This is a genomic window from Brevibacterium sp. Lmc1 (assembly GCF_057654315.1).
In genome coordinates this window covers 3,766,984-3,785,202 of the sequence record NZ_CM172803.1, presented here as the reverse complement: position 1 = coordinate 3,785,202, position 18,219 = coordinate 3,766,984, and the positions used below count along the sequence as shown (strand labels likewise).

The 18,219-nt window shown below is 63.5% G+C and carries 17 protein-coding genes; 12 read left to right on the top strand and 5 right to left on the bottom strand.

Going from position 1 to position 18,219, the window contains the following annotated elements; all coding sequences use genetic code 11:
* Nucleotides 1-298 precede the first annotated feature (298 nt).
* The 6 genes from AC239G_RS17000 (at nucleotide 299) to AC239G_RS16975 (ending at nucleotide 6,746) form a co-directional block, all read left to right on the top strand.
* A complete protein-coding gene (locus AC239G_RS17000; RefSeq protein ID WP_482401761.1) occupies nucleotides 299-1,516 on the top strand; it encodes a trans-sulfuration enzyme family protein in 1,218 nt (405 codons plus the stop codon).
* A 276-nt stretch (nucleotides 1,517-1,792) separates the two neighbouring features.
* On the top strand, nucleotides 1,793-3,718 hold the full coding sequence (locus tag AC239G_RS16995; RefSeq protein ID WP_487489361.1) for a sensor histidine kinase: 1,926 nt from the start codon (nucleotides 1,793-1,795) through the stop codon (nucleotides 3,716-3,718).
* Nucleotides 3,706-4,350 (top strand): response regulator transcription factor, encoded by a 645-nt coding sequence (locus AC239G_RS16990; protein ID WP_139909223.1) that lies wholly within the window; start codon nucleotides 3,706-3,708, stop codon nucleotides 4,348-4,350. Before AC239G_RS16995 ends, AC239G_RS16990 begins: the two co-directional genes overlap by 13 nt.
* A gap of 1 nt (nucleotide 4,351) precedes the next feature.
* Nucleotides 4,352-5,287: a DUF4097 family beta strand repeat-containing protein gene (locus AC239G_RS16985; protein WP_181272423.1), complete on the top strand. Its 936-nt coding sequence runs from the start codon at nucleotides 4,352-4,354 to the stop codon at nucleotides 5,285-5,287.
* Between the two features lie 68 nt (nucleotides 5,288-5,355).
* Nucleotides 5,356-6,105 carry an SDR family oxidoreductase gene (locus tag AC239G_RS16980; RefSeq protein ID WP_482400859.1) on the top strand — a complete coding sequence of 250 codons (750 nt, stop codon included), beginning with the start codon at nucleotides 5,356-5,358 and terminating at the stop codon, nucleotides 6,103-6,105.
* Between the two features lie 101 nt (nucleotides 6,106-6,206).
* Nucleotides 6,207-6,746 carry a DUF421 domain-containing protein gene (locus AC239G_RS16975; RefSeq protein ID WP_181272421.1) on the top strand — a complete coding sequence of 180 codons (540 nt, stop codon included), beginning with the start codon at nucleotides 6,207-6,209 and terminating at the stop codon, nucleotides 6,744-6,746.
* A gap of 3 nt (nucleotides 6,747-6,749) precedes the next feature.
* On the opposite strand, the gene AC239G_RS16970 is transcribed toward AC239G_RS16975, so the two are convergent.
* Complete coding sequence (locus AC239G_RS16970) at nucleotides 6,750-7,760, bottom strand: amidohydrolase family protein (RefSeq protein ID WP_487489360.1); 1,011 nt, start codon at nucleotides 7,758-7,760, stop codon at nucleotides 6,750-6,752.
* 86 nt (nucleotides 7,761-7,846) lie between these two features.
* Between AC239G_RS16970 and AC239G_RS16965 the strand changes: the two genes are divergently transcribed.
* Nucleotides 7,847-8,689 (top strand): ribonuclease FAU-1 family protein, encoded by an 843-nt coding sequence (locus AC239G_RS16965; protein WP_181272420.1) that lies wholly within the window; start codon nucleotides 7,847-7,849, stop codon nucleotides 8,687-8,689.
* Between the two features lie 75 nt (nucleotides 8,690-8,764).
* Nucleotides 8,765-9,787, top strand: a complete 1,023-nt coding sequence (locus AC239G_RS16960; protein WP_458311623.1) for an NADP-dependent oxidoreductase — start codon at nucleotides 8,765-8,767, stop codon at nucleotides 9,785-9,787.
* Between the two features lie 97 nt (nucleotides 9,788-9,884).
* Here the strand turns inward: AC239G_RS16960 and AC239G_RS16955 are convergent, their stop codons facing one another.
* Genes AC239G_RS16955 through AC239G_RS16945 form a run of 3 tightly spaced genes read right to left on the bottom strand, consistent with a single transcriptional unit; the run spans nucleotide 9,885 to nucleotide 13,720 of the window.
* Nucleotides 9,885-10,931: a lactonase family protein gene (locus tag AC239G_RS16955; RefSeq protein WP_181272419.1), complete on the bottom strand. Its 1,047-nt coding sequence runs from the start codon at nucleotides 10,929-10,931 to the stop codon at nucleotides 9,885-9,887.
* Nucleotides 10,928-12,280, bottom strand: coding sequence for a GntP family permease (locus AC239G_RS16950; protein ID WP_181272418.1), 1,353 nt, complete (start codon nucleotides 12,278-12,280; stop codon nucleotides 10,928-10,930). Before AC239G_RS16950 ends, AC239G_RS16955 begins: the two co-directional genes overlap by 4 nt.
* A 51-nt stretch (nucleotides 12,281-12,331) precedes the next feature.
* The gene (locus AC239G_RS16945) at nucleotides 12,332-13,720 is read right to left on the bottom strand and encodes a CitMHS family transporter (protein ID WP_487489359.1); all 1,389 of its coding nucleotides are present in this window, start codon (nucleotides 13,718-13,720) and stop codon (nucleotides 12,332-12,334) included.
* 99 nt (nucleotides 13,721-13,819) lie between these two features.
* Between AC239G_RS16945 and AC239G_RS16940 the strand changes: the two genes are divergently transcribed.
* On the top strand, nucleotides 13,820-14,548 hold the full coding sequence (locus AC239G_RS16940) for a GntR family transcriptional regulator (RefSeq protein ID WP_181272416.1): 729 nt from the start codon (nucleotides 13,820-13,822) through the stop codon (nucleotides 14,546-14,548).
* 4 nt (nucleotides 14,549-14,552) lie between these two features.
* On the opposite strand, the gene AC239G_RS16935 is transcribed toward AC239G_RS16940, so the two are convergent.
* Nucleotides 14,553-14,855: a putative quinol monooxygenase gene (locus AC239G_RS16935; protein WP_181272415.1), complete on the bottom strand. Its 303-nt coding sequence runs from the start codon at nucleotides 14,853-14,855 to the stop codon at nucleotides 14,553-14,555.
* Between the two features lie 87 nt (nucleotides 14,856-14,942).
* Between AC239G_RS16935 and AC239G_RS16930 the strand changes: the two genes are divergently transcribed.
* From AC239G_RS16930 to AC239G_RS16920, 3 genes are read left to right on the top strand one after another with little or no spacing between them, the layout of a single operon-like run.
* On the top strand, nucleotides 14,943-16,004 hold the full coding sequence (locus AC239G_RS16930) for an Ldh family oxidoreductase (protein WP_025778865.1): 1,062 nt from the start codon (nucleotides 14,943-14,945) through the stop codon (nucleotides 16,002-16,004).
* Between the two features lie 40 nt (nucleotides 16,005-16,044).
* Nucleotides 16,045-17,418 (top strand): NAD-dependent succinate-semialdehyde dehydrogenase, encoded by a 1,374-nt coding sequence (locus AC239G_RS16925; RefSeq protein WP_487489358.1) that lies wholly within the window; start codon nucleotides 16,045-16,047, stop codon nucleotides 17,416-17,418.
* The gene (locus AC239G_RS16920) at nucleotides 17,415-18,155 is read left to right on the top strand and encodes a cupin domain-containing protein (protein ID WP_487489357.1); all 741 of its coding nucleotides are present in this window, start codon (nucleotides 17,415-17,417) and stop codon (nucleotides 18,153-18,155) included. Before AC239G_RS16925 ends, AC239G_RS16920 begins: the two co-directional genes overlap by 4 nt.
* The last annotated feature ends 64 nt before the right edge of the window (nucleotides 18,156-18,219 follow it).

The window sequence follows — 18,219 nt, the reverse complement described above, 5'->3', positions numbered from 1 at the left end:
AGAGAGCTGCCGCGGTGGGAACGAACGACGGTCACGTCGCGTGCGTACGAGTCGGCGGACCGCCTCGGCGAGGGATGCCGACCTTCTACGTCGAAAAATGACATTCGTCGACGACATATGACGCGACGTGACCATCCGAGACGGCGCGTTCGCGCGAGCGCATCTGGGGCACTCACACTGAATCACACCGCAGATGCAGCGGTGCCCATCAGTGAAGGAAGGATCCGCCGTGAGTTCACCCCGTTTCGAACCCACCACACCCGCCGGAATCTCGACCCGATCGGTGCACTCGGGAGCCATGCCCGAGGCGCACACCGGTTCGGTCGTGGCCCCGATCTTCCAGACCTCGACCTTCATGATGGACACTCCGGGAGAGACTCGCGCCGGCTTCGACTACGCGCGCACGGGCACGCCGAACCGCAGCGACCTCGAACAGGCTCTGTGCGAATTGGAGGGAGCGTCGTTCGCCGCGGCCGTCAATTCGGGAACCTCGGCCGAGGTAGCCGTGTTCTCTTCTCTGCTTCGTCCCGGCGACGAGGTCATCCTGCCCCGCGACGTCTACGGCGGGACCTTCCGGCTCCTGCAGAATGAGTACGTCCGCTGGGGAGTGGTCATCCGCACCGTCGACCTCACGGACACCGCGGCGCTCGCCGCCGCCATCAACGACAACACCGCGATCATCTGGGTCGAGACCCCGAGCAACCCCGGGCTCGACATCATCGATATCGCCGAGGCGGCCCGCCTCGCCCACCGAGCGAACGCGCTCCTGGCCGTGGACTCGACCTTCGCGACCCCGGTGCTCCAGCGTCCGCTGGAGCTCGGCGCCGATATCGTCGTGCACTCGACGACGAAGTTCATCAATGGCCACTCCGATGTCATCGGCGGGGCGGTCCTCACCGGTGACGGGACGAGCTGTCCCCGCGCCGCCGAGGTGGTCGACCGTCTCGAAAGCCACCTCGCTTCCGTCGGGCTGGGCATCTCCCCGTTCGACGCGTGGCTGACCAGGCGCGGGATCAAAACCCTGCCGGTGCGGATGAAGGCGCACTGTGCCAACGCGCAGGCGGTGGCCGAATGGCTCGAGACCCGCGACGAGGTGGCCGAAGTGATCTATCCGGGCCTGCCCTCGCACCCGGGCCACGAGGTGGCGAAGCGGCAGATGAGCGGGTTCGGGGGAGTGGTGTCCCTGCGCACCGACACCGAGGAGCGGGCACTGTCCCTGGTGGCGAACACGAAACTCATCACTCTGGCCGAATCGCTCGGAGGCGTCGAGTCCCTCATCGACCACCCGGCGACGATGACGCACCTGTCCGTGGCCGGCAGCGAGGTGAGCGTCTCCGGCAGGTTCATCCGCCTGTCCGTCGGGATCGAAGACGTCGAAGACATCCTCGCCGACCTTGCGCAGGCGCTCGACGCCACGTCCGGTGATGCGGGCACGAGTCCTGCCGACGGAGCCGCCCATACCGCTCCTGTGGGACAGCGCCACGTCTCGTCTCCAACGGTTGCGGTCCCCGTATAGCCGACGGCATCACGTACCGGGAGCGACACTTCCTCCCGGTACGTCGGCACACCTCACCCTTCGTGGCAGACCACCTCGTTGCAGCGGGGTGATTCGTCGCGAAGGGTGAGGGATGCTCAGACACGTCGTGCGCAAAGGCGCGGCTGATGCGGTCCGGGGCTCCAGCGCCCACCTGGAAATCCAGTGGGTGCGGTCACAGGGTGTCGGGAAAACCCGACGTGGGGTCGGAGGTCTTCGTGCTGTTCGCGAGCCCGCGGCTCCCGTAGCGTATTTGCTATGAGTGAGAAGACCCCCGAGAACCCGCAGGATCAGGAGCCGCTCGGCCCCGATCCGCAGGAGCCTCAACCCCCACAGCGCGAAGAGTCAATCAGCGCCGAAGCGATCGTCAATGCACCGCCGACCACCGAAGTCGACGCAGCAGCGGCCGACGTACCGACCGCTCGCGAAGCAGGAGAGTTCCGGACGAAACCCGTCGACCTCGACGTGCCGTTCGCGACGGGCTCGACCCGAGTGATGGGAGCCGGCGAACAGGCCCAGCGTTCTGACCACCCACCGATGAACCCCACCAGGCCGGTCACCTACACTCATCCGACGGCTCCTGCGCAGCCTGGCCCCCGCGCCCATCCCTCGGCTCAGGCCGCACCATCCGGGTACGCGCCCTCGAGCAACCCGAACTACCCCACCCCGCCCGGCCACGCCCCTCAACCCGGACCGCACCCAGCACCACAACCCGGCCCCCAGTTCGGTCGGCCCGCGCCGCATGCACAACCCATGCCGCATGCACGGCCCGCGCCGAACGCACAGCCCATGCCGATGGCACAGCCGATGGCACAGCCGCGGCCGCCTCGGCGGATGAAGCCCAAACGTGACCCCGTCGCCTACGCACCGGTCACCGGCTCACTGCCGCTGAGCCGGGACGAGGTCACCGAGATCCCCGCCGACGGACCCATCACCTGGCCCAAACGCCCCACCGGAATCATCGGTGTCGCGAACCTCGTGCTCTCCGCCGTCCTCGCCCTGATCTGGGCGTGGATCCCGCTGGGTCTGCTGTTCACCGGAATCGGCGGCATCTTCGCCCTCGGTCTCGGCGTCCTCGCCCTCCTCGTCTGGGTCCTCGTCCAGCAGGGCGCGAACAACGCCGAACGCTACCGGGCCGAACTCATCTACGCCGATAAGATCCCCGTCCCGAAGATCGAAAGCAGCAATCGCGATCCCGGCATGGGCCGCTTCCTCCACAACCGTTGGCTGCAGGTGAAATCCGGTGCCTTCTGGCGCTCGACCGCCCACCACTACATCAAGATGCTCCTCGGCCTGATCGTCGTCGCCGGCACCATCGCCGCAATCTGCGGATCGATCTTCGGCATCTTCGCCGCCATCAACCCACATGGAGTCAATACCTTCTTCATCGGCGAAACCATCGACGGACCGGCCCGCATCGGTGTGGCTATCGGTTCCGTCATCGTCCTCGCCAGCTCCTTGGCCATCCTGTGGTTCGCCCCGCTGCTCGACCGCGCCCTCGACCGGGCGCTGCTCGCTCCGGCCCGCACCGTGGCGCTGCAGGCCGAGGTCACGGAACTCGATCGGGCCCGCATGGCCGGCCTCGAGGCGGCCGCGGCGGAACGTCTGCGCATCGAACGCGACCTCCACGACGGAGCCCAGCCCCGCCTCGTCGCCCTGACCATGACCTTGGGCATGGCGAAGACGAAGATCGACACAGATCCGGAGAAGGCGAAGGAACTTGTGGCCGAAGCCCATACCGAAGCCAAGGGCATCGTCAACGAACTCCGCCAGCTGGCCCGCGGAATCCACCCCGCTGTCCTCACCGATCGCGGACTCGACGCCGCGGTCTCCGCCCTGGCCGGACGGTCGACGATTCCCGTCGACGTCGATGTCCGCCTCGAGGGGCGGATCGGGCGTGAAGCCGAGGCCGTGTCCTACTTCGTCGTCGCCGAATGCCTGACGAACATCGCCAAGCACTCCGGCGCCACTCGCGCCAGCGTGTTCATCGCCCCGATCGAGAGCGGTGTGCAGATCGTCGTCACCGACAACGGCCACGGCGGTGCACGTGTCGACCGCACGGGGCGTCACACCGGGATCGCCGGCCTCATCGACCGGGTCGAAGCCGCTCGTGGCACACTGAACCTGACCAGCCCCGCAGGTGGGCCAACGACTGTAGTTGTGGAGGTGCCATGCGCATCGTAATCGCTGAAGACTCTGCCGTCCTGCGGGCCGGACTCGAAAGGCTGCTCGCCGACGCCGGACATGAGGTCATCGCCGCCGTGCCCGACGCCAACGAACTCCTCGCCGTCGTTCACAACGATCCGCCGGACCTCGCCGTCATCGACGTGCGCATGCCCCCGACGTTCACCGATGAAGGCATCCGCGCCGCCGTCCTCATCCGCAAGCAGAACCCGGACGTCAAGGTCCTCGTGTTCAGCCAGTACGTGGAGGAGCAGTACGCGTCCGAACTCATCGCCGAGAACACCGGCGGCTTCGGCTACCTGCTCAAGGACCGAGTCGCCGACGTCGAAGACTTCCTCACTGCCGTCGACGAGGTCGCAGGCGGCGGCACCGTTCTCGACCCGGAGGTCGTGTCCCAGATCCTTGTGCGCACGCGCAAGAAGGACGGACTGTCGACCCTGAGCCCCCGCGAGATCGAAGTCCTCCAGCTCATGGCCGAAGGCAAGTCCAATGCCGCGATCGCCGGCACCCTCTACCTCAGTGCCGGTGCCGTAGAAAAGCACATCTCCTCGGTGTTCACGAAGTTCGGCCTCACCGCCGACACCTCGGAGAACCGCCGAGTCCTCGCCGTCCTCACATTCCTCGGAGCCTAGAATGCCTGCCACAGTGCGCATCAGCGAATCCGCCCGCGTCGGTCTGCGCGCGGTCCTGATCATCCTCGCCGCCGTCGTCCTCCTCGTCCCCGTCATCGTCAGCACCGCCCAAGGTGCTTCCCGCCTCGACTACGGGCGGATCGAATCGTCTGAACCGCTGCCGAAGGCGATGAAGGAACTCAAGATCGGCCTCGACTCCGGTGGTGCCGTCGACATCAAGACCGCCGACGTCGCCGAGGCGACCGTGAAGCTCACCGGCACCGGTCCCCGCGACAGCTCCGCGAACCTTGAGGTCGACAGTCGAGCCGATACCGCCGAGGTGGCCGTGAAGAACGGCGGGAAACTCGAGAACACCAGGTTGACCGTCACCATCCCGACCAGTGAGGCGAAAGACCTTGCGCTGGACTTCGACGGCAACTACGGCCGGTTCGATGTCACCGGTGACTTCGCCGAGATCAACGCCGACACCGGCGGTGGAACCGCGAACGTGACCGGTTCGGCTGAGAAAGTGCGGACCACGAGCGATTGGGGTGCGACCTACCTGGACGGTGACTTCGGGACGGTGTCGGCCAAGACGGGGGTCGGCGCCATCGAAGGAGAGAATCTCACCGTCAGCGACCGCATCGACGTGGTCAGTTCGACGGGAACCGTCGATCTCGACTTCACCAATCAGGCGATGCCCACCGGCGGAATCATCGCGAAGACAGAAGAAGGCTCGATCGACATGCGAGTGCCGAATCTCAAGCTCACCTCGGAAGAGCTTGATAAGGACTTCTTCTACCGGATCAACGCGAAGTCCAATGACGGCTCCGTCGACCTCGCCTCCGATCTGAAGAAGTACGATGTGGCGGATGACCCGAAGGAAGCCAAGGGCAAGATCCTCGTTCCGATCTCGGCCACGGCCGATACTGGTACTGTCACAGTCAACCAGAACTGAGAAACGACCGGCGCACGGGCGGGCTCGACTTCGGGCCCGCCCATGCGGCGTCTGAGGGGTCGACGAGCATGCAGATCACAGTCTATGGAGCCACCGGAACCTTCGGCGCGCAGTTGGTGCCCCAGCTGCGCGAACGCGGCCACACTGTTATCGCCGCCCATCGCGGGAGCGGGGTCGACACGGTGACTGGGCAGGGCGTCACCGAGGCAGCGGAAGGCAGCGACGTCCTCGTCGATTGCGTCAACCAGCTGACGATGAACGCCCAGAAAGCCATCGACTTCTTCTCACGCAGCTCCTGTTCGATCGCCGAGGCGGCCGCCGAGCAGCCCGGCACCTCCGTGGCCGTCCTGTCGATCGCGTTCCGCCCCGAGGCCGCCGAGTCGCGGATGATGGGCTACTACCAGGGCAAAGCCATGCAGGAGCGCATCTTTCGCCGGCTCGTCCCAGGCGAGCAGCTGCTGATGTTCCGGTCGGCTCAGTGGTTCGAACTCGTTGACACGATGACGGTCAAGGCCGGGCCGCTGCGCTTCGTGCCGAAGATGCGCGTGCAGGCCCTGGCTGTTGCCGAGGCGGCCCGCATGATGGCCGAAGCCATCGACGCACGCGAGCGCGGCACCATCGAGGTCGCCGGTCCCGAGATCAGCGACTTCGCTGAGATCGCCCGCAGACTTGCCGCTGCACGTGCCCGGAAGGCGGGTGTGAAGCCGTCGAAAGTCGTCGGTATTCCCCTGCCCGGGCCGATGGCCCGCGACGGCCTCATCCCACCGTCACCGAGGATGTCCGACGTGACCGTCGACGAATGGCTGCGCTCGGTCTGAGTCCCAGACGAGGTGCTGAACCGGGTGCGAGGCGCTGAACTCCAGGCGCAATACAGAGCCCCGATTCCGGGGCAGGCGTATCATCCGTTCCGGAGGTTCTCATGGATTGGATGGAATACGGGCTCAACTGGGTCGACGCAGTCAGGATCGTCGTCTCATGTGTGGCCTTCTACTTCGGGATCATTCTGCTCTTGCGCATCTTCGGCCAGCGCACTCTGGCGAGCCTGTCGAGCTTCGACGTGGCCGCGATCATCGCGATGGGAGCGATCATCGGGCGGTCCATCCTCGGCGATACCCCGACCCTGGCGGCCGGAATCCTGGGTCTGGCGACCCTGCTGATCCTGCAGGCGCTCAGCGGATTCGGCCGACGCTTCGGATTCGTGCGCAGCGTCGTCAACTCCCCGGCGGTGGTGCTCATGGCCGGTCGTGAGATCCTCAAGGACAACCTGTCGAAGAGCCACGTCGACCACGACGAACTCATCGCCAAACTGCGATCTGCCGGCATCCGCAACCGCGATGAGGTGGCATGCGTGATCCTCGAATCGACCGGTCAGATCAGCGTCATCCGACGCGGTGCACCCATCGCCGAGGAGATGCTCACCGGGGTCGTCGGCGCCGACCGAGTGCCCCGCGACGGCTGAGACTCAGTCGAGCCCGAGCACCTTCGCGCCGTTGGTCCACAGCACCGAGCGCATCCAATCATCGCCGAGGCCCAACCCTGCCAGTCCGGAGATCTGATCGACATAGGGATAGGGGATGTTCGGGAAATCAGAGCCGAGGATGACCTTGTCCTCAAGCCTGGCCAGGCGTTCACGGTAGGCGGGGGTCACCTCGGCGGGGGTGGAGAAATACCCGGAGGCGAACATCGTCGTATCGAGATAGACGTTGTCGAATCTCTCTGCGAGATCGGCGAACTCGTCGTACTCGGGCATGCCCATATGGGCGATGACGAACTTCAGCCGTGGGAACTTGGACAGAACGTTCGCCACCGCCTGCGGCCCGGTGTACGTGCCCGGCAGGGGAGCGGATCCAGCGTGGATGACGATCGGCACGCGGGCCTCTTCGAGGGCTTTCCACGCAGGGTCGAGGACCTCGTCGTCGGGGGAGAACACACCGACCTGGACGTGGACCTTGAACAGCGTCGCCCCGGCGGCAAGTGCGGCCTGGACGTAGTCGGCTGATTCGGGTTCGGCATAGAGGGTGCCGCAGTGGATGACGTCGTTGTGGGCGGCGGCGAACTCGGCGTTCCATTCATTCAGCCACGCGGCCATTCCGGGTTTGTGCGGGTAAGTCAGGGCCGGGATCGCGCGCAGGCCGAGCTCGCGGACGATTTCCAGGCGGGTGTCCGCGTCGTACCGGTAGGTGATCGGCCAGTCGCGGCCGTAGTTGTCCGCGGCATTGTCGAAGTACTCCCACACCTTGTCGAGCACGTTCTGCGGAAGGAAGTGGACGTGGATGTCAGCGAGGCCTGGCAAGCCGAGGGCGCGGACGTAGTCGGGGACTTCGGCATCGGTGCGCGGTGGAGCGGTCATCGTTTCCGGGACCTCGAAGGCGCGACCGATCGTCGTCTCCGGGGCAGGGTTCGCGGTCGGGGCAGTGGGTGCGGTCTGGGCTGCCGAGGGGGTCTGAGCCGCTGCGTCATCGGAGTCGTTCATGGCCCCACTCTATGACCTCGCCGCCCAGGTCTTCACGGGTGGTCGGTCTTCAGCGCTCGCCCATGCCCGACGCATAGACTGCCCGCATGAGCCTGCGCGATCCGTTCACGATCCCCACTCCGTCCCAGGTCAGACCCGTGGGGAAGGCGCCGTACTGGACTCCGGGGCAGACCGTGACCTGGACGTTCCGGCGTTTCGACTTCAACCGCGACCTCGCCGAGGTGGCACGACCGATGCGTGTCATCGCCGACGGGCCGTCCGGCTCTGTTCTGTGGTTGGCAGGGGGTACGCCGACGCAGGAGACCCGCATCGTCGGGTGGGAAGACACGAACGCCCACGATGTGCCGTTGAAGGCACGGTTTCGTCCCATCGCCGAGGCGCCGACGAGGATCAATGTCGAGGGCACGTGGCGGGGTCGTGGAGTGCTCAAGATCGTCCCGACCGAAGCTCCGTTCTCCGTATGGGTGCTGCTCAAAGATGCTGGGGATGATGTCGATCGTCCAGAGTCCGGCGCCGTGCGGGTCGAGTGGTACATCAATCTTGAGACCTCACACCGACGCAGCGATGATGCGCTGTTCACCAGCGATCACATCCTCGATATCACCTTCCCGATCGCGTCTATGCCCCTGCACGCCGAGGACGGTCGGCTCGATCCGACCGGTGCCGTGTTCAAGGACGTCGACGAACTCGCCGCGGCGGCGAACTACGGCGCGTGGCCGAAGGAGTGGTCGGAGATCATCCGAGACAATGGCAGCCATCTGCTCGACCACCTCGGCGATTTCGGGTGGGCCTTCGATCCCGAATGGGAGACGGTGGCCCGCGATCTGGTGGGGAAGGTTCGACTGGGTGCCGCCTCGGTGTCAGAAAAATCGTTCGATCAGGAACATCGGGCGATCCCGAATGGTTGTTATGACCGACAGCATCGGTGATCGTCGCGGATGCACCTGTCGCCCCAATGAAGCACACAAGCGAAGAATGATCTGCTGCTGAAAGGAACCGTCTCCATGACGACCAACCATCGGATTCGCCTGAACTCGCGCCCCGTGGGCGCTCCCACTGCAGAGAACTACCTGCTCGACGAGGTACCTGTGCCGACCCCGGGCGAGGGGCAGGTGCTGCTGCGCACCCTCTATCTCTCGCTCGATCCGTACATGCGCGGGCGGATGTCGGACGCGAAGTCCTACGCCAAGCCCGTCGAGGTCGGCGATGTCATGGTCGGCGCCACCGTCTCCGAGGTCGTCGAATCCAATGCCGAGGGCTTCACCGCCGGTGAGATCGTGCTCGGCTACGGCGGTTGGCAGGAGTATTCGGTCGAGTCGACCGGACACCTGCGCAAGATCGACCCGGAGATCGCACCGATCTCCACCCACCTCGGTGTGCTCGGCATGCCCGGGTTCACTGCGTACGCGGGTCTGCTCGAGATCGGTCAGCCCAAGGCCGGCGAGACCGTGGCCGTGGCCGCTGCGACCGGTCCCGTCGGATCCGTCGTCGGCCAGATCGCGAAGATCAAGGGAGCGACCGCCGTCGGCATCGCCGGCGGCCCGGACAAGGTCGCTCACCTGCGAGAGCTCGGTTTCGACGTGGCACTTGACCACCGCACGGGGAACCTGCGGCAGGAGCTGAAGGAGGCGGTGCCGCAGGGCATCGACGTCTACTTTGAGAACGTCGGCGGGGAGGTCTTCGACGCTGTGCTGCCGCGTCTGAACACCTTCGGTCGCGTGCCCGTGTGCGGTCTCGTCGCCAACTACAACCTCACCTCGCTGCCCGAAGGGCCGGACCGTTCGGGAGCGCTCATGGGCAACATCCTGACGAAGTCGTTGCTCGTGCGCGGATTCATCCAGACCGAGTTCGCCGAGCGTCTGACCCCGCAGTTCCTTACGGACATGAGCGGCTGGCTCAAGGAGGGCAAGGTTCGCTTCCGCGAGGATATCCGTCCCGGTCTCGAGAAGGCTCCCGAATACTTCAACGATCTGCTCACCGGCGGAAACTTCGGCAAGATGGTCGTGGCTGTCGGTGCCGAGAGCTGAGGCTTCTAGCATTGCGGACTTGCCTGGCGGTCACTTGACTGTGGGTGCCGGGCAGGTCGCTTGCTTGCCGCGCTGCGTCTTGCAGACCGTCGAGTTGTCAGACTGATCGCTCAGGGTCGATCGCGATGACGGAAACGGGGCTGCCTGTCTGTGCCGCTGTTCGCGGCGGCGAAATCTCACCAGTTAAGGGGTTGATGTCGGAGACCGACACCGAATCACTGTCTTCGTGTGCAGTCACCAGCTGATCGTCGATGACAGTAATGAAGCGCGGTGTGCGTCCCGAACATTTTTCGAATCCGGCAGCTTTAGGGGCGCCATCTTGCGTAACCAAGAATGCGGCGAGTGAATCGTCTCCTCGGTTGGAGACATAAATCCGAGACCCACTTGTGGTTCTGACTCCGACGATGCCGGCGGCTGTTGAATCGTGGCCCCAGCTCTCCCCGGGTAATGTCGACGAGACTGCAACAGGAGAGAGCGAGTGGCTCTCTTTGATTTCGCAAGTACGCAAAGTCGAGTCGAGTTCACCGACGAGGTGAAGCCGAGATGGGTGGCAAACGTCGAATATCGCGTGCCTGGGTCCCGTACCGGATTCGAAGGTGAGAACGTCGATGACTCGGGGCGTCGAGCGGTTGAGGTCGATAGTGAAGACTCGGTCTGTCCCCTTATCCGGGACGTATGCGAAACCGTCGTCGGTGAGGAGTATTTGGTGCGGATGCGATTCTGATGCACCGCGGCTCTGCCCGAGCGAATTGAGGTCGACGACAGAATCGACTTCGCCGAGGCTTCCATCGTCATCGATGGGCAGTGCAGCCAGGGTGCCCGAAGCGTAGTTGGCGATGATGAGCCTACGGTCGGTGGTGACAACGGCGTGGACTGGATTGCTTCCGCCACAGTCCAAGGTCGAGGTCAGTGAGAGCATTCCTTCGGGATCGCAGCGGAGAGCGGAGACGTGGTGACCATCACCGTGCAGCGCATATACGATACCGGGATCACCCGCCGTGAGCCAGGACGGATTCGTCAGCGGCAGATTGGCCAGATAGGTCCACGGTCTCTGCGAGCCGGAGCGCGACCAAGAGGAGACTCCGACGCCTCGAGCGTGTCGCTGTTCGGTCGTTCTCGAGCCGATGAGGATCAACTCGGTCATACGAAGCTCACTACGGTGGCAAGGAGAATCGTGATCAGCAGTGCCACGACTGAGACGACCGCCGTCATCAGTGTCATCGACTTCAAAGCTCCACGTGTGGTGAGGCCGAGAAGCGAAGAGAACATCCAGAAGAAGTTGCTGTTGAAATGGACCGCGAATACGGCGCCGGCGGAGATCGCCAACCCGATGATGACCGGCGGAGCGTCGATGCCCGCAGTCGCAGGGCCGATGATCCCTGCGGCGGTGATTGCGGCGACATTGATCGACCCGATCGCCACGTGCAAGACCGCGGCGATGATCCACGAAAGGACTACGGCAGCAATGATTCCTATTCCGGCTTCGGCCGAGAAAAGGCCCGTGAGCACGTCGCTGAGTTCGGTCTTCTTGATCACTGCCGCGAGCGAACCACCGAGTCCGGTAATGAGAAGGATGTTGCCGGAGGTCTCCAAGCCCGTGCCGAATGCGAAGTCCGTTGCTTTGCGACCGGCGGTGAAGCGAGAGAGCACATACGCATAGACCAGACCGACGAAGAGGGCGAACACCGGTTCGCTGAGGAACTCGAGGACCGTGTTCTCGATTCCGAAGGTCCGAGCTATTGCACCGCCGGCGATGAAGACGATGGGAATGAGCACCGACAGCATGGAGACTCCGAGAGGAGGGTTTCGGCCCGACCCTGTCTCCGAAACGGCGCTGCCGGGCTCAGCTAAGACGTCATCAGAAGTCTCGTCTTTCTCCGTATTCCACCACCCGCGGCGCAGAAGCTCCGCGTAGAGCAGCAGGCTGAGCAGAGTAGATGACAGTGCGACGATGAGACCCCAGAGCAGCGAAGTGCTCAACGGGACGTTGAGAAGCCCTGCAATGGATACGGCACCTAGGCCGGGCGCGACGAAGACGACTCCGACAGGTATTCCGACCACCAGGGCACCGGCCATCAGCCCGAGGCCGTTTCGTCCCAGTCGAGATGACGCATTGCGCGCCAGCGGTGCGGCGAGCACCAGCTGAACATCTGGATAGATAGACGGGAAGAAGGCGTTGAGCGCCAACGCCATGGCATAGGGAAGTCTCCTCGGCCCGAAGAATTGGACGAGCAGATCGACGGTCTTTCGAAGTGCGCCGAGCTGATTGAGCAGTGCTCCTATGAGCACCCCGAACCCGATGAGGAGGCCGACATCGACCATGATGTCGCCGAAGCCTTCGGCGAGAGCGGTGACGGATCCGGCGAGACCGAGGCCGCCGGCGATGCCGATATAGAGCGCGCCGACGACCAGCGCAATCACCGGATTGACCTTGGCCCAGATGATCATTGCGACCATGATGATGATGGCGATAGCTGTGTGGATGACGATCATCGTTCGTTCCTTTGAGTTGAGATGTGGACGATCACGGCCCGATCCTTGGGGTCAGAAGATCTGGTAGGCACCGATCAGCCCGGCGACGGCGAGCATGACGAGTGCGACGACGGTGCCGGGAATGAGTACCTTGCGGAAATGATCGCCGAGGTTGACGTTGGCCAATCCGATGAGCAGAAGGAACGATGCAACCAGAGGGCTTGACTGGTGCAGCGACTGCCCGACGAGCGAGGCCCGTGCCATCTCGACTGGGGAGATTCCGAAGTGGCTGGCGGTCTCCGACAGGATCGGCAGGATGCCGAAGTAGAAGGCGTCGTTGGTGAGTATGAACGTCAGCGGAATGCTGAGGACGCCGGCGATCACCGGCATGAAACCGCCGACTCCGTCCGGAATGATCGAGACCAGCCATCGTGCCATCGCATCGACCATTCCCGTGCCGCCCATGATTCCGGTGAGAACCGAGGCGGCGAAGATCATGCCCACGACGCTGACCACACTTTCTGCATGAGCGACGATCTGCTCCTGCTGCTCCTTGATCCGTGGGAAGTTCACACCGAGAGCGATGGCAGTTGAAGTCATGAAGATGACCGCCGGCTCGGTGAAGTCGAGCACGAGAACGACCATGACAGAAATGACGAGCGCGAGGTTGAACCAGATCAGCTTCGGCCGCGCCTTGGGACGCTCGAGGAGGTCGACGGTGCCCGGTTCACTCGTTGCGCCGTCACCTGAGCTGTTCGGAGGGCCGGTCTCCGCGCGCGCAGTCCATCCACTGTGCCCAGCAGAATCATCAGAGGACGCGTCACCATAGTGAGCCTCGAGGCTGACTGTTCCGATCCGTCGCCGTTCGGACAGTCCCAGCAGATAGGCCACGACGATGACGGCAATGAGCCCCGCGGCGATTGCCGGGGCCATCGGTATGAAGATGTCGACGGGGGAGACGTTGAGTGCCGCCGAGGCCCGTGAAGTCGAACCGCCCCACGGCACGGTGTTGAGCATACCATTGGACAGAGCCGCGACGACTGTGAGCACGACCGGACTCAGGCCCAGCCGCAGATAGAGCGGCAGCATTGCTGAGGTGACGATGATGAACGTCGTCGAGCCATCCCCATCCAGAGACACGACCGAGGTCAGCAGAGCTGTGCCTACGACGAGCCTGACCGGGTCGCCCTTGACGAAGCGCAGGATCAGTCGCACCAGTGGGTCGAAGAGTCCGGTGTCGATCATCGTGCCGAAGAAGATGATTGCGAAGAACAGCAAGGCTGCGGTCGGTGCGAGTTCGAGGACAGCGTCGACCACCATGTCGCCCATGCCGAGTCCGGCGCCCGTGAATGCACCGAAAATCAGCGGGATAAGTATGAGCGTGGCAATCGGAGTGGCTCGTTTGCTCATGACCAGATACATGAACACGGCAACCATGGCGAAGCCGAGGATGACGAGCATCGTTGCTCCTTTTCGAGTCGGTGTCAGGTCGTCGGCACAATCGCTTTGGACCAGTAGGTATTCAAATAGGTATACGCAAGCGCGTACTACAATATACACATGAGTGATTTGGAGCACCAGTCCCCGGTCGGAGGTCGACTCGCGAAGACCGATGTGGTCTATCGGGACCTGCGGGAGGCGATCGAGTCCGGAGAACTGGTTCCCGGGCAGTCGCTGCCGGAGGCGTACATCGTTGAACGGACCGGAGCCTCACGGACGCCCGTGCGCGAGGCTCTGCGCCGGCTGGCTGCCGAACAGCTCGTTGAGATTGCTCCGCGCAGGGCCCCGGTCGTATCTCGTCTTTCGCTGCGGCAGGCGCGAGCGATCTTCGAGTATCGCAGGCTGCTCGAGCCTGCCGCCATCAAGCTGATCGTCGGTCGACTCGCGGATGAGCCGGGCCTGACTGCCCGATTCAAGGCGCTACGTGAACAGTTTGCCGAACTGGTCGGGCGCCCCTATTCCACCGAGTTCGCCGAGGAATTCGCGAAGCTGGCCAAAGCCTTCGATGAGCTGGTGATCGAGCTGACGCCGAATGAGTTCCTGGCGCGCGGAATCGTTGATCTCCGCCCGCAGGCGCGCCGATTGCGGCGTATGGCGCACGCCGACATCGCCCGTCTGCAGGAATCTGTACGGGAACACATCGATATGTGTGCCGCCATCGTGGACAAGGATGCCGAACGCGCGATGAGTGCGTGCCAGCAGCATCTCTTCCACGTTGATCGAGCGATCTTCGACGCGCTCCTGAAATCGACTGCCGGGCGTGGTGCGGACGTCGATATCGCGCCCTAGCTGATTACTTCTGCAACCACAGATTTCCGGTCGTCACGACCTGGGATCCGGGGACCACGTCGGTCTCCACTGCCTTCCGCCATTCACAGTAGTGCGGAGTCTGTCGATGCGCTTCGTGGAATGCCTCGGGGCTGGCATAGCGCTCATAGAAGGCGAAGACGAGCTTCTCTGGGTCGAGCTCGATGACGTCGAACGACAGGCAGCCGGGCTCGTCGGTGATCGACGCTGCGGCATTGGCCGCGATCGCCTCGCGGAAGTGCGTTTCTCGTTCAGCTATGACCTGCAGGGTGACCCATACGCTGTACATGATCTTCCTTCCATCTTGAATTAGGTATACCCAAGTGTGTACCGTAATGGTCGAGTGGACAAATCATCACGTTCGAAAGTGAGCCCCATGAGCACAACAACGACGTCGTCGCGAGCACGGACCGACGCGGAACGGTGGATCGAGTTCGCCGCATCTGTCCTCCGCTTCCACGGGGTACCGGACGCAGATGCGAATCTCGTCGCCGGCTCTCTGGTCCAAGCTGACCTATGGGGGCACCAGTCCCATGGTCTGCTCCGTCTGCCCTGGTACGTTGCTCGCCTGCGCACCGGCGCGATGAAGGCGAAGTCGGAACCGAGCGTGGTGGCGGACACCGGTGGCATGCTCCTCCTCGACGGAGACGACGGCATAGGTCAGGTACTCACGGACAGGATCGCACGCGAAGCTGCTGACCGAGCACGTACGAACGGGATCGGCGCAGTGGGAGTGCGGAACTCCAACCATTTCGGCATGGCCATGTACTACACCCGACGCATCGCTGCAGAAGGATTCGCCGCCATGCTCTATACCAATGCCTCACCCGCCATGGCTCCCTGGGGCGGCCGTGAAAAGCGGATCGGTACGAACCCCTGGTCGATGGCCGCACCCTATGGCGACAGCCAGATCGCCCTCGACATCGCAAACACGGCCGTGGCCCGCGGGAAGATCTACCTCGCCGACCAGCGTAGAGAAGACATCCCCGACGGCTGGGCTCTCGACGCCGAAGGGCGGAGAACCACGAACGCCGCCGAGGCGATCAACGGGGTGATCCTGCCGATGGCCGGACACAAGGGGTATGCCATCAGCCTGATGATGGACATCTTCACTGGTGCGCTCCTCGGCGGTGCCGTGGGCACTGACATTCACGGTCCTTACGAGGCCGACAAGAAGAGCGGTACCAGTCATCTCTTCATCGCCGTCGATCCTCGCGCACTGGGAACGGCAGAAGAATTCGACGCCCGCATCGCCGAACTCGTCGGACAGATGCACTCGACACCTCTCGCCCACGGACACGACCAGGTCTTCCTGCCGGGCGAGATCGAAGACCACAACGCCGCAACGACGATCCGCCTCGGCGGAATCGAATATCCGGAACAGACCTGGAAAGACATGGAGGAACTCGGCAGTGAGGCCTCTGTCGATCTTCCCTGACCTCTGACCGACCAATTCCACCTCTGACAAGGAGCTGCCAGTGCCGACATCCATCAACCCCGCTACCGGGGACGAGCTGACCACCATCGACCTGCACACTGCGGAGTACGTAGACCACGCCCTCGACGCCGCAATGCGAGCCCAGGCGAGTTGGGGTGAGCAGCCGATCGCTGAACGTACCCAACTGCTTACTCGCATCGCCCAGGAATTGCGGGACCGCGTCGACGAGGCGGCCGAACTCATCACCACGGAGATGGGCAAACCCGTCACCGAGGCGCGGGCAGAAGTCCTCAAGTCCGCGAAGACTCTTGATTACTACGCGGACAATGCCGCCCGATTCCTCGACTTCGAAGAGATCGAATCCGACGCCGAGACGTCGGGAGTCGTCTTCGATCCGCTCGGAGTCGTGCTGGCGATCATGCCGTGGAACTACCCGTTCTGGCAGTTCTTCCGATTCGCCGCCCCTGCCCTTGCGGCAGGCAATGCGGCCATCCTCAAGCACGCGAACAACGTCGCCGGCTGTGCCCTGCTCATCCAGGAGATCATGGACGCCGCAGGCACTCCGGAAGGCTTGTTCCGTGCCATCATCGTCGACTCGAGCGACGTCCGCGGAATCATCGAGGATCCCAGGATCGCGGCTGTGACTCTAACCGGTTCGACTGAGGTCGGTGCGCTCGTGGCATCGCAGGCCGGCGGAGTGTTGAAGAAGCAGGTTCTCGAACTCGGCGGCTCTGATCCCTTCATCGTCCTCGCCGATGCCGATATCGACGAGGCAGCCCGCGTGGCTGTGAAATCGAGGTTCAATACGACCGGACAGTCGTGCGTGAACGCCAAACGCTTCATCGTCGAAGAAGCGATCGCCGAGGCGTTCGTCGAGAAGTTCACCACACGGGCCAAGGCCCTTATCGTCGGTGATCCGCGGGATCCCGATACGCAGATCGGGCCGATGGCCAGAGAGAATCTGCGGACCGAACTCCACAATCAGGTGGAGCGGACCATCGCCGCCGGTGCGACCTGCCTGATCGGCGGGGAGCTGCCCGACGGCCCGGGGTTCTTCTACCCGCCGACGATCCTCGATGGAGTCGAACCCGGCAGTGCCGCGTTCAGTGAGGAGACGTTCGGTCCGGTCGCTTCGGTGACTCGTTGCGCTGATACCGAGGAAGCGGTCCGTCTGGCCAATGACACCGAATTCGGTCTGGGCGCGACGATCTTCTCCGGTGACGTCGAAAATGCCACTGCGATTGCTCGAAAGATCCAAGCCGGAGCTGTATTCATCAATGGCCAGGTGGCCTCGGACCCCCGCCTTCCATTCGGAGGGATCAAACGCTCGGGATATGGCCGCGAACTATCGAGCTACGGAATCCGCGAGTTCGTCAACATGAAGACCCTCTGGGTCGGAAAGGAATCGGTATGACTGCAAGGATCACTTCTCAGCCGACACAGATCTTGCGCCCTGCAGAGCTGCCGCAGAAGAACCGGGGCGGCGGTGCCCGCACTGTGCCGCTGGTGACCTATGGCCGTGGGGCTGCGAGCTTTCTCAACGGTACGACGCAGTTCGACCCGGGTTCGAAGATCGGTCACCACACCCATAATGTCGCCGAATCCGTCATGGTCGTCGAAGGTACTGCCGTCGTCGACATCGACGGAGAGCGGACGGAACTTTCTACTTACGACACGACCTTCGTGCCCGCAAACATTCCTCACCACTTCGAGAACGCGTCGGACGAGGAACCGATGCGGATCTTCTGGACCTACGGTTCGATTGATGCCACTCGAACAATGACAGAGACCGGCGAATACGGACGCATCGACGGTGAATCCACCGACAGCAGCGGGCCGTCGGGAACCGAATCGGTCGAGGAATCAGCCGTCTTCACCATCAAGGAAGGCTGCGAAGCCGAGTTCGAAGACGGCGTCCGGCAGGCCGTGCCTCTCTTTCAGAGGGCAACCGGGGCACGTACGCTCACTCTCAAACGCTCAGTCGAACGTGCCGGGATCTATCACCTTAGTATTCGATGGGACTCGGTCGACGACCACAACGTCGGATTCCGGAAATCCGAGGCGTACAGCAAGTGGCGAGAACTCGTCAGCGACTGCTTCGCAGCTGACCCGCAGGTCGAGCATCTGTCAGAGGTGCTGACAGGATTCTGAAGAAGAGGCACTGCGTCTCCTGACACCGTTTATCTTAGGCATGGAAAAGGCGGCGTCGGCCAGT

Bases quoted from the DNA above. Each gene is read 5' to 3' on its own strand.
- AC239G_RS17000 (WP_482401761.1), top strand. From the start codon at position 299: ATGCCCGAGGCGCACACCGGTTCGGTCGTGGCCCCGATCTTCCAGACC.
- AC239G_RS16995 (WP_487489361.1), top strand. From the start codon at position 1,793: ATGAGTGAGAAGACCCCCGAGAACCCGCAGGATCAGGAGCCGCTCGGC.
- AC239G_RS16990 (WP_139909223.1), top strand. From the start codon at position 3,706: ATGCGCATCGTAATCGCTGAAGACTCTGCCGTCCTGCGGGCCGGACTC.
- AC239G_RS16985 (WP_181272423.1), top strand. From the start codon at position 4,352: ATGCCTGCCACAGTGCGCATCAGCGAATCCGCCCGCGTCGGTCTGCGC.
- AC239G_RS16980 (WP_482400859.1), top strand. From the start codon at position 5,356: ATGCAGATCACAGTCTATGGAGCCACCGGAACCTTCGGCGCGCAGTTG.
- AC239G_RS16975 (WP_181272421.1), top strand. From the start codon at position 6,207: ATGGATTGGATGGAATACGGGCTCAACTGGGTCGACGCAGTCAGGATC.
- AC239G_RS16970 (WP_487489360.1), bottom strand. From the start codon at position 7,760: ATGAACGACTCCGATGACGCAGCGGCTCAGACCCCCTCGGCAGCCCAG.
- AC239G_RS16965 (WP_181272420.1), top strand. From the start codon at position 7,847: ATGAGCCTGCGCGATCCGTTCACGATCCCCACTCCGTCCCAGGTCAGA.
- AC239G_RS16960 (WP_458311623.1), top strand. From the start codon at position 8,765: ATGACGACCAACCATCGGATTCGCCTGAACTCGCGCCCCGTGGGCGCT.
- AC239G_RS16955 (WP_181272419.1), bottom strand. From the start codon at position 10,931: ATGACCGAGTTGATCCTCATCGGCTCGAGAACGACCGAACAGCGACAC.
- AC239G_RS16950 (WP_181272418.1), bottom strand. From the start codon at position 12,280: ATGATCGTCATCCACACAGCTATCGCCATCATCATCATGGTCGCAATG.
- AC239G_RS16945 (WP_487489359.1), bottom strand. From the start codon at position 13,720: ATGCTCGTCATCCTCGGCTTCGCCATGGTTGCCGTGTTCATGTATCTG.
- AC239G_RS16940 (WP_181272416.1), top strand. From the start codon at position 13,820: ATGAGTGATTTGGAGCACCAGTCCCCGGTCGGAGGTCGACTCGCGAAG.
- AC239G_RS16935 (WP_181272415.1), bottom strand. From the start codon at position 14,855: ATGTACAGCGTATGGGTCACCCTGCAGGTCATAGCTGAACGAGAAACG.
- AC239G_RS16930 (WP_025778865.1), top strand. From the start codon at position 14,943: ATGAGCACAACAACGACGTCGTCGCGAGCACGGACCGACGCGGAACGG.
- AC239G_RS16920 (WP_487489357.1), top strand. From the start codon at position 17,415: ATGACTGCAAGGATCACTTCTCAGCCGACACAGATCTTGCGCCCTGCA.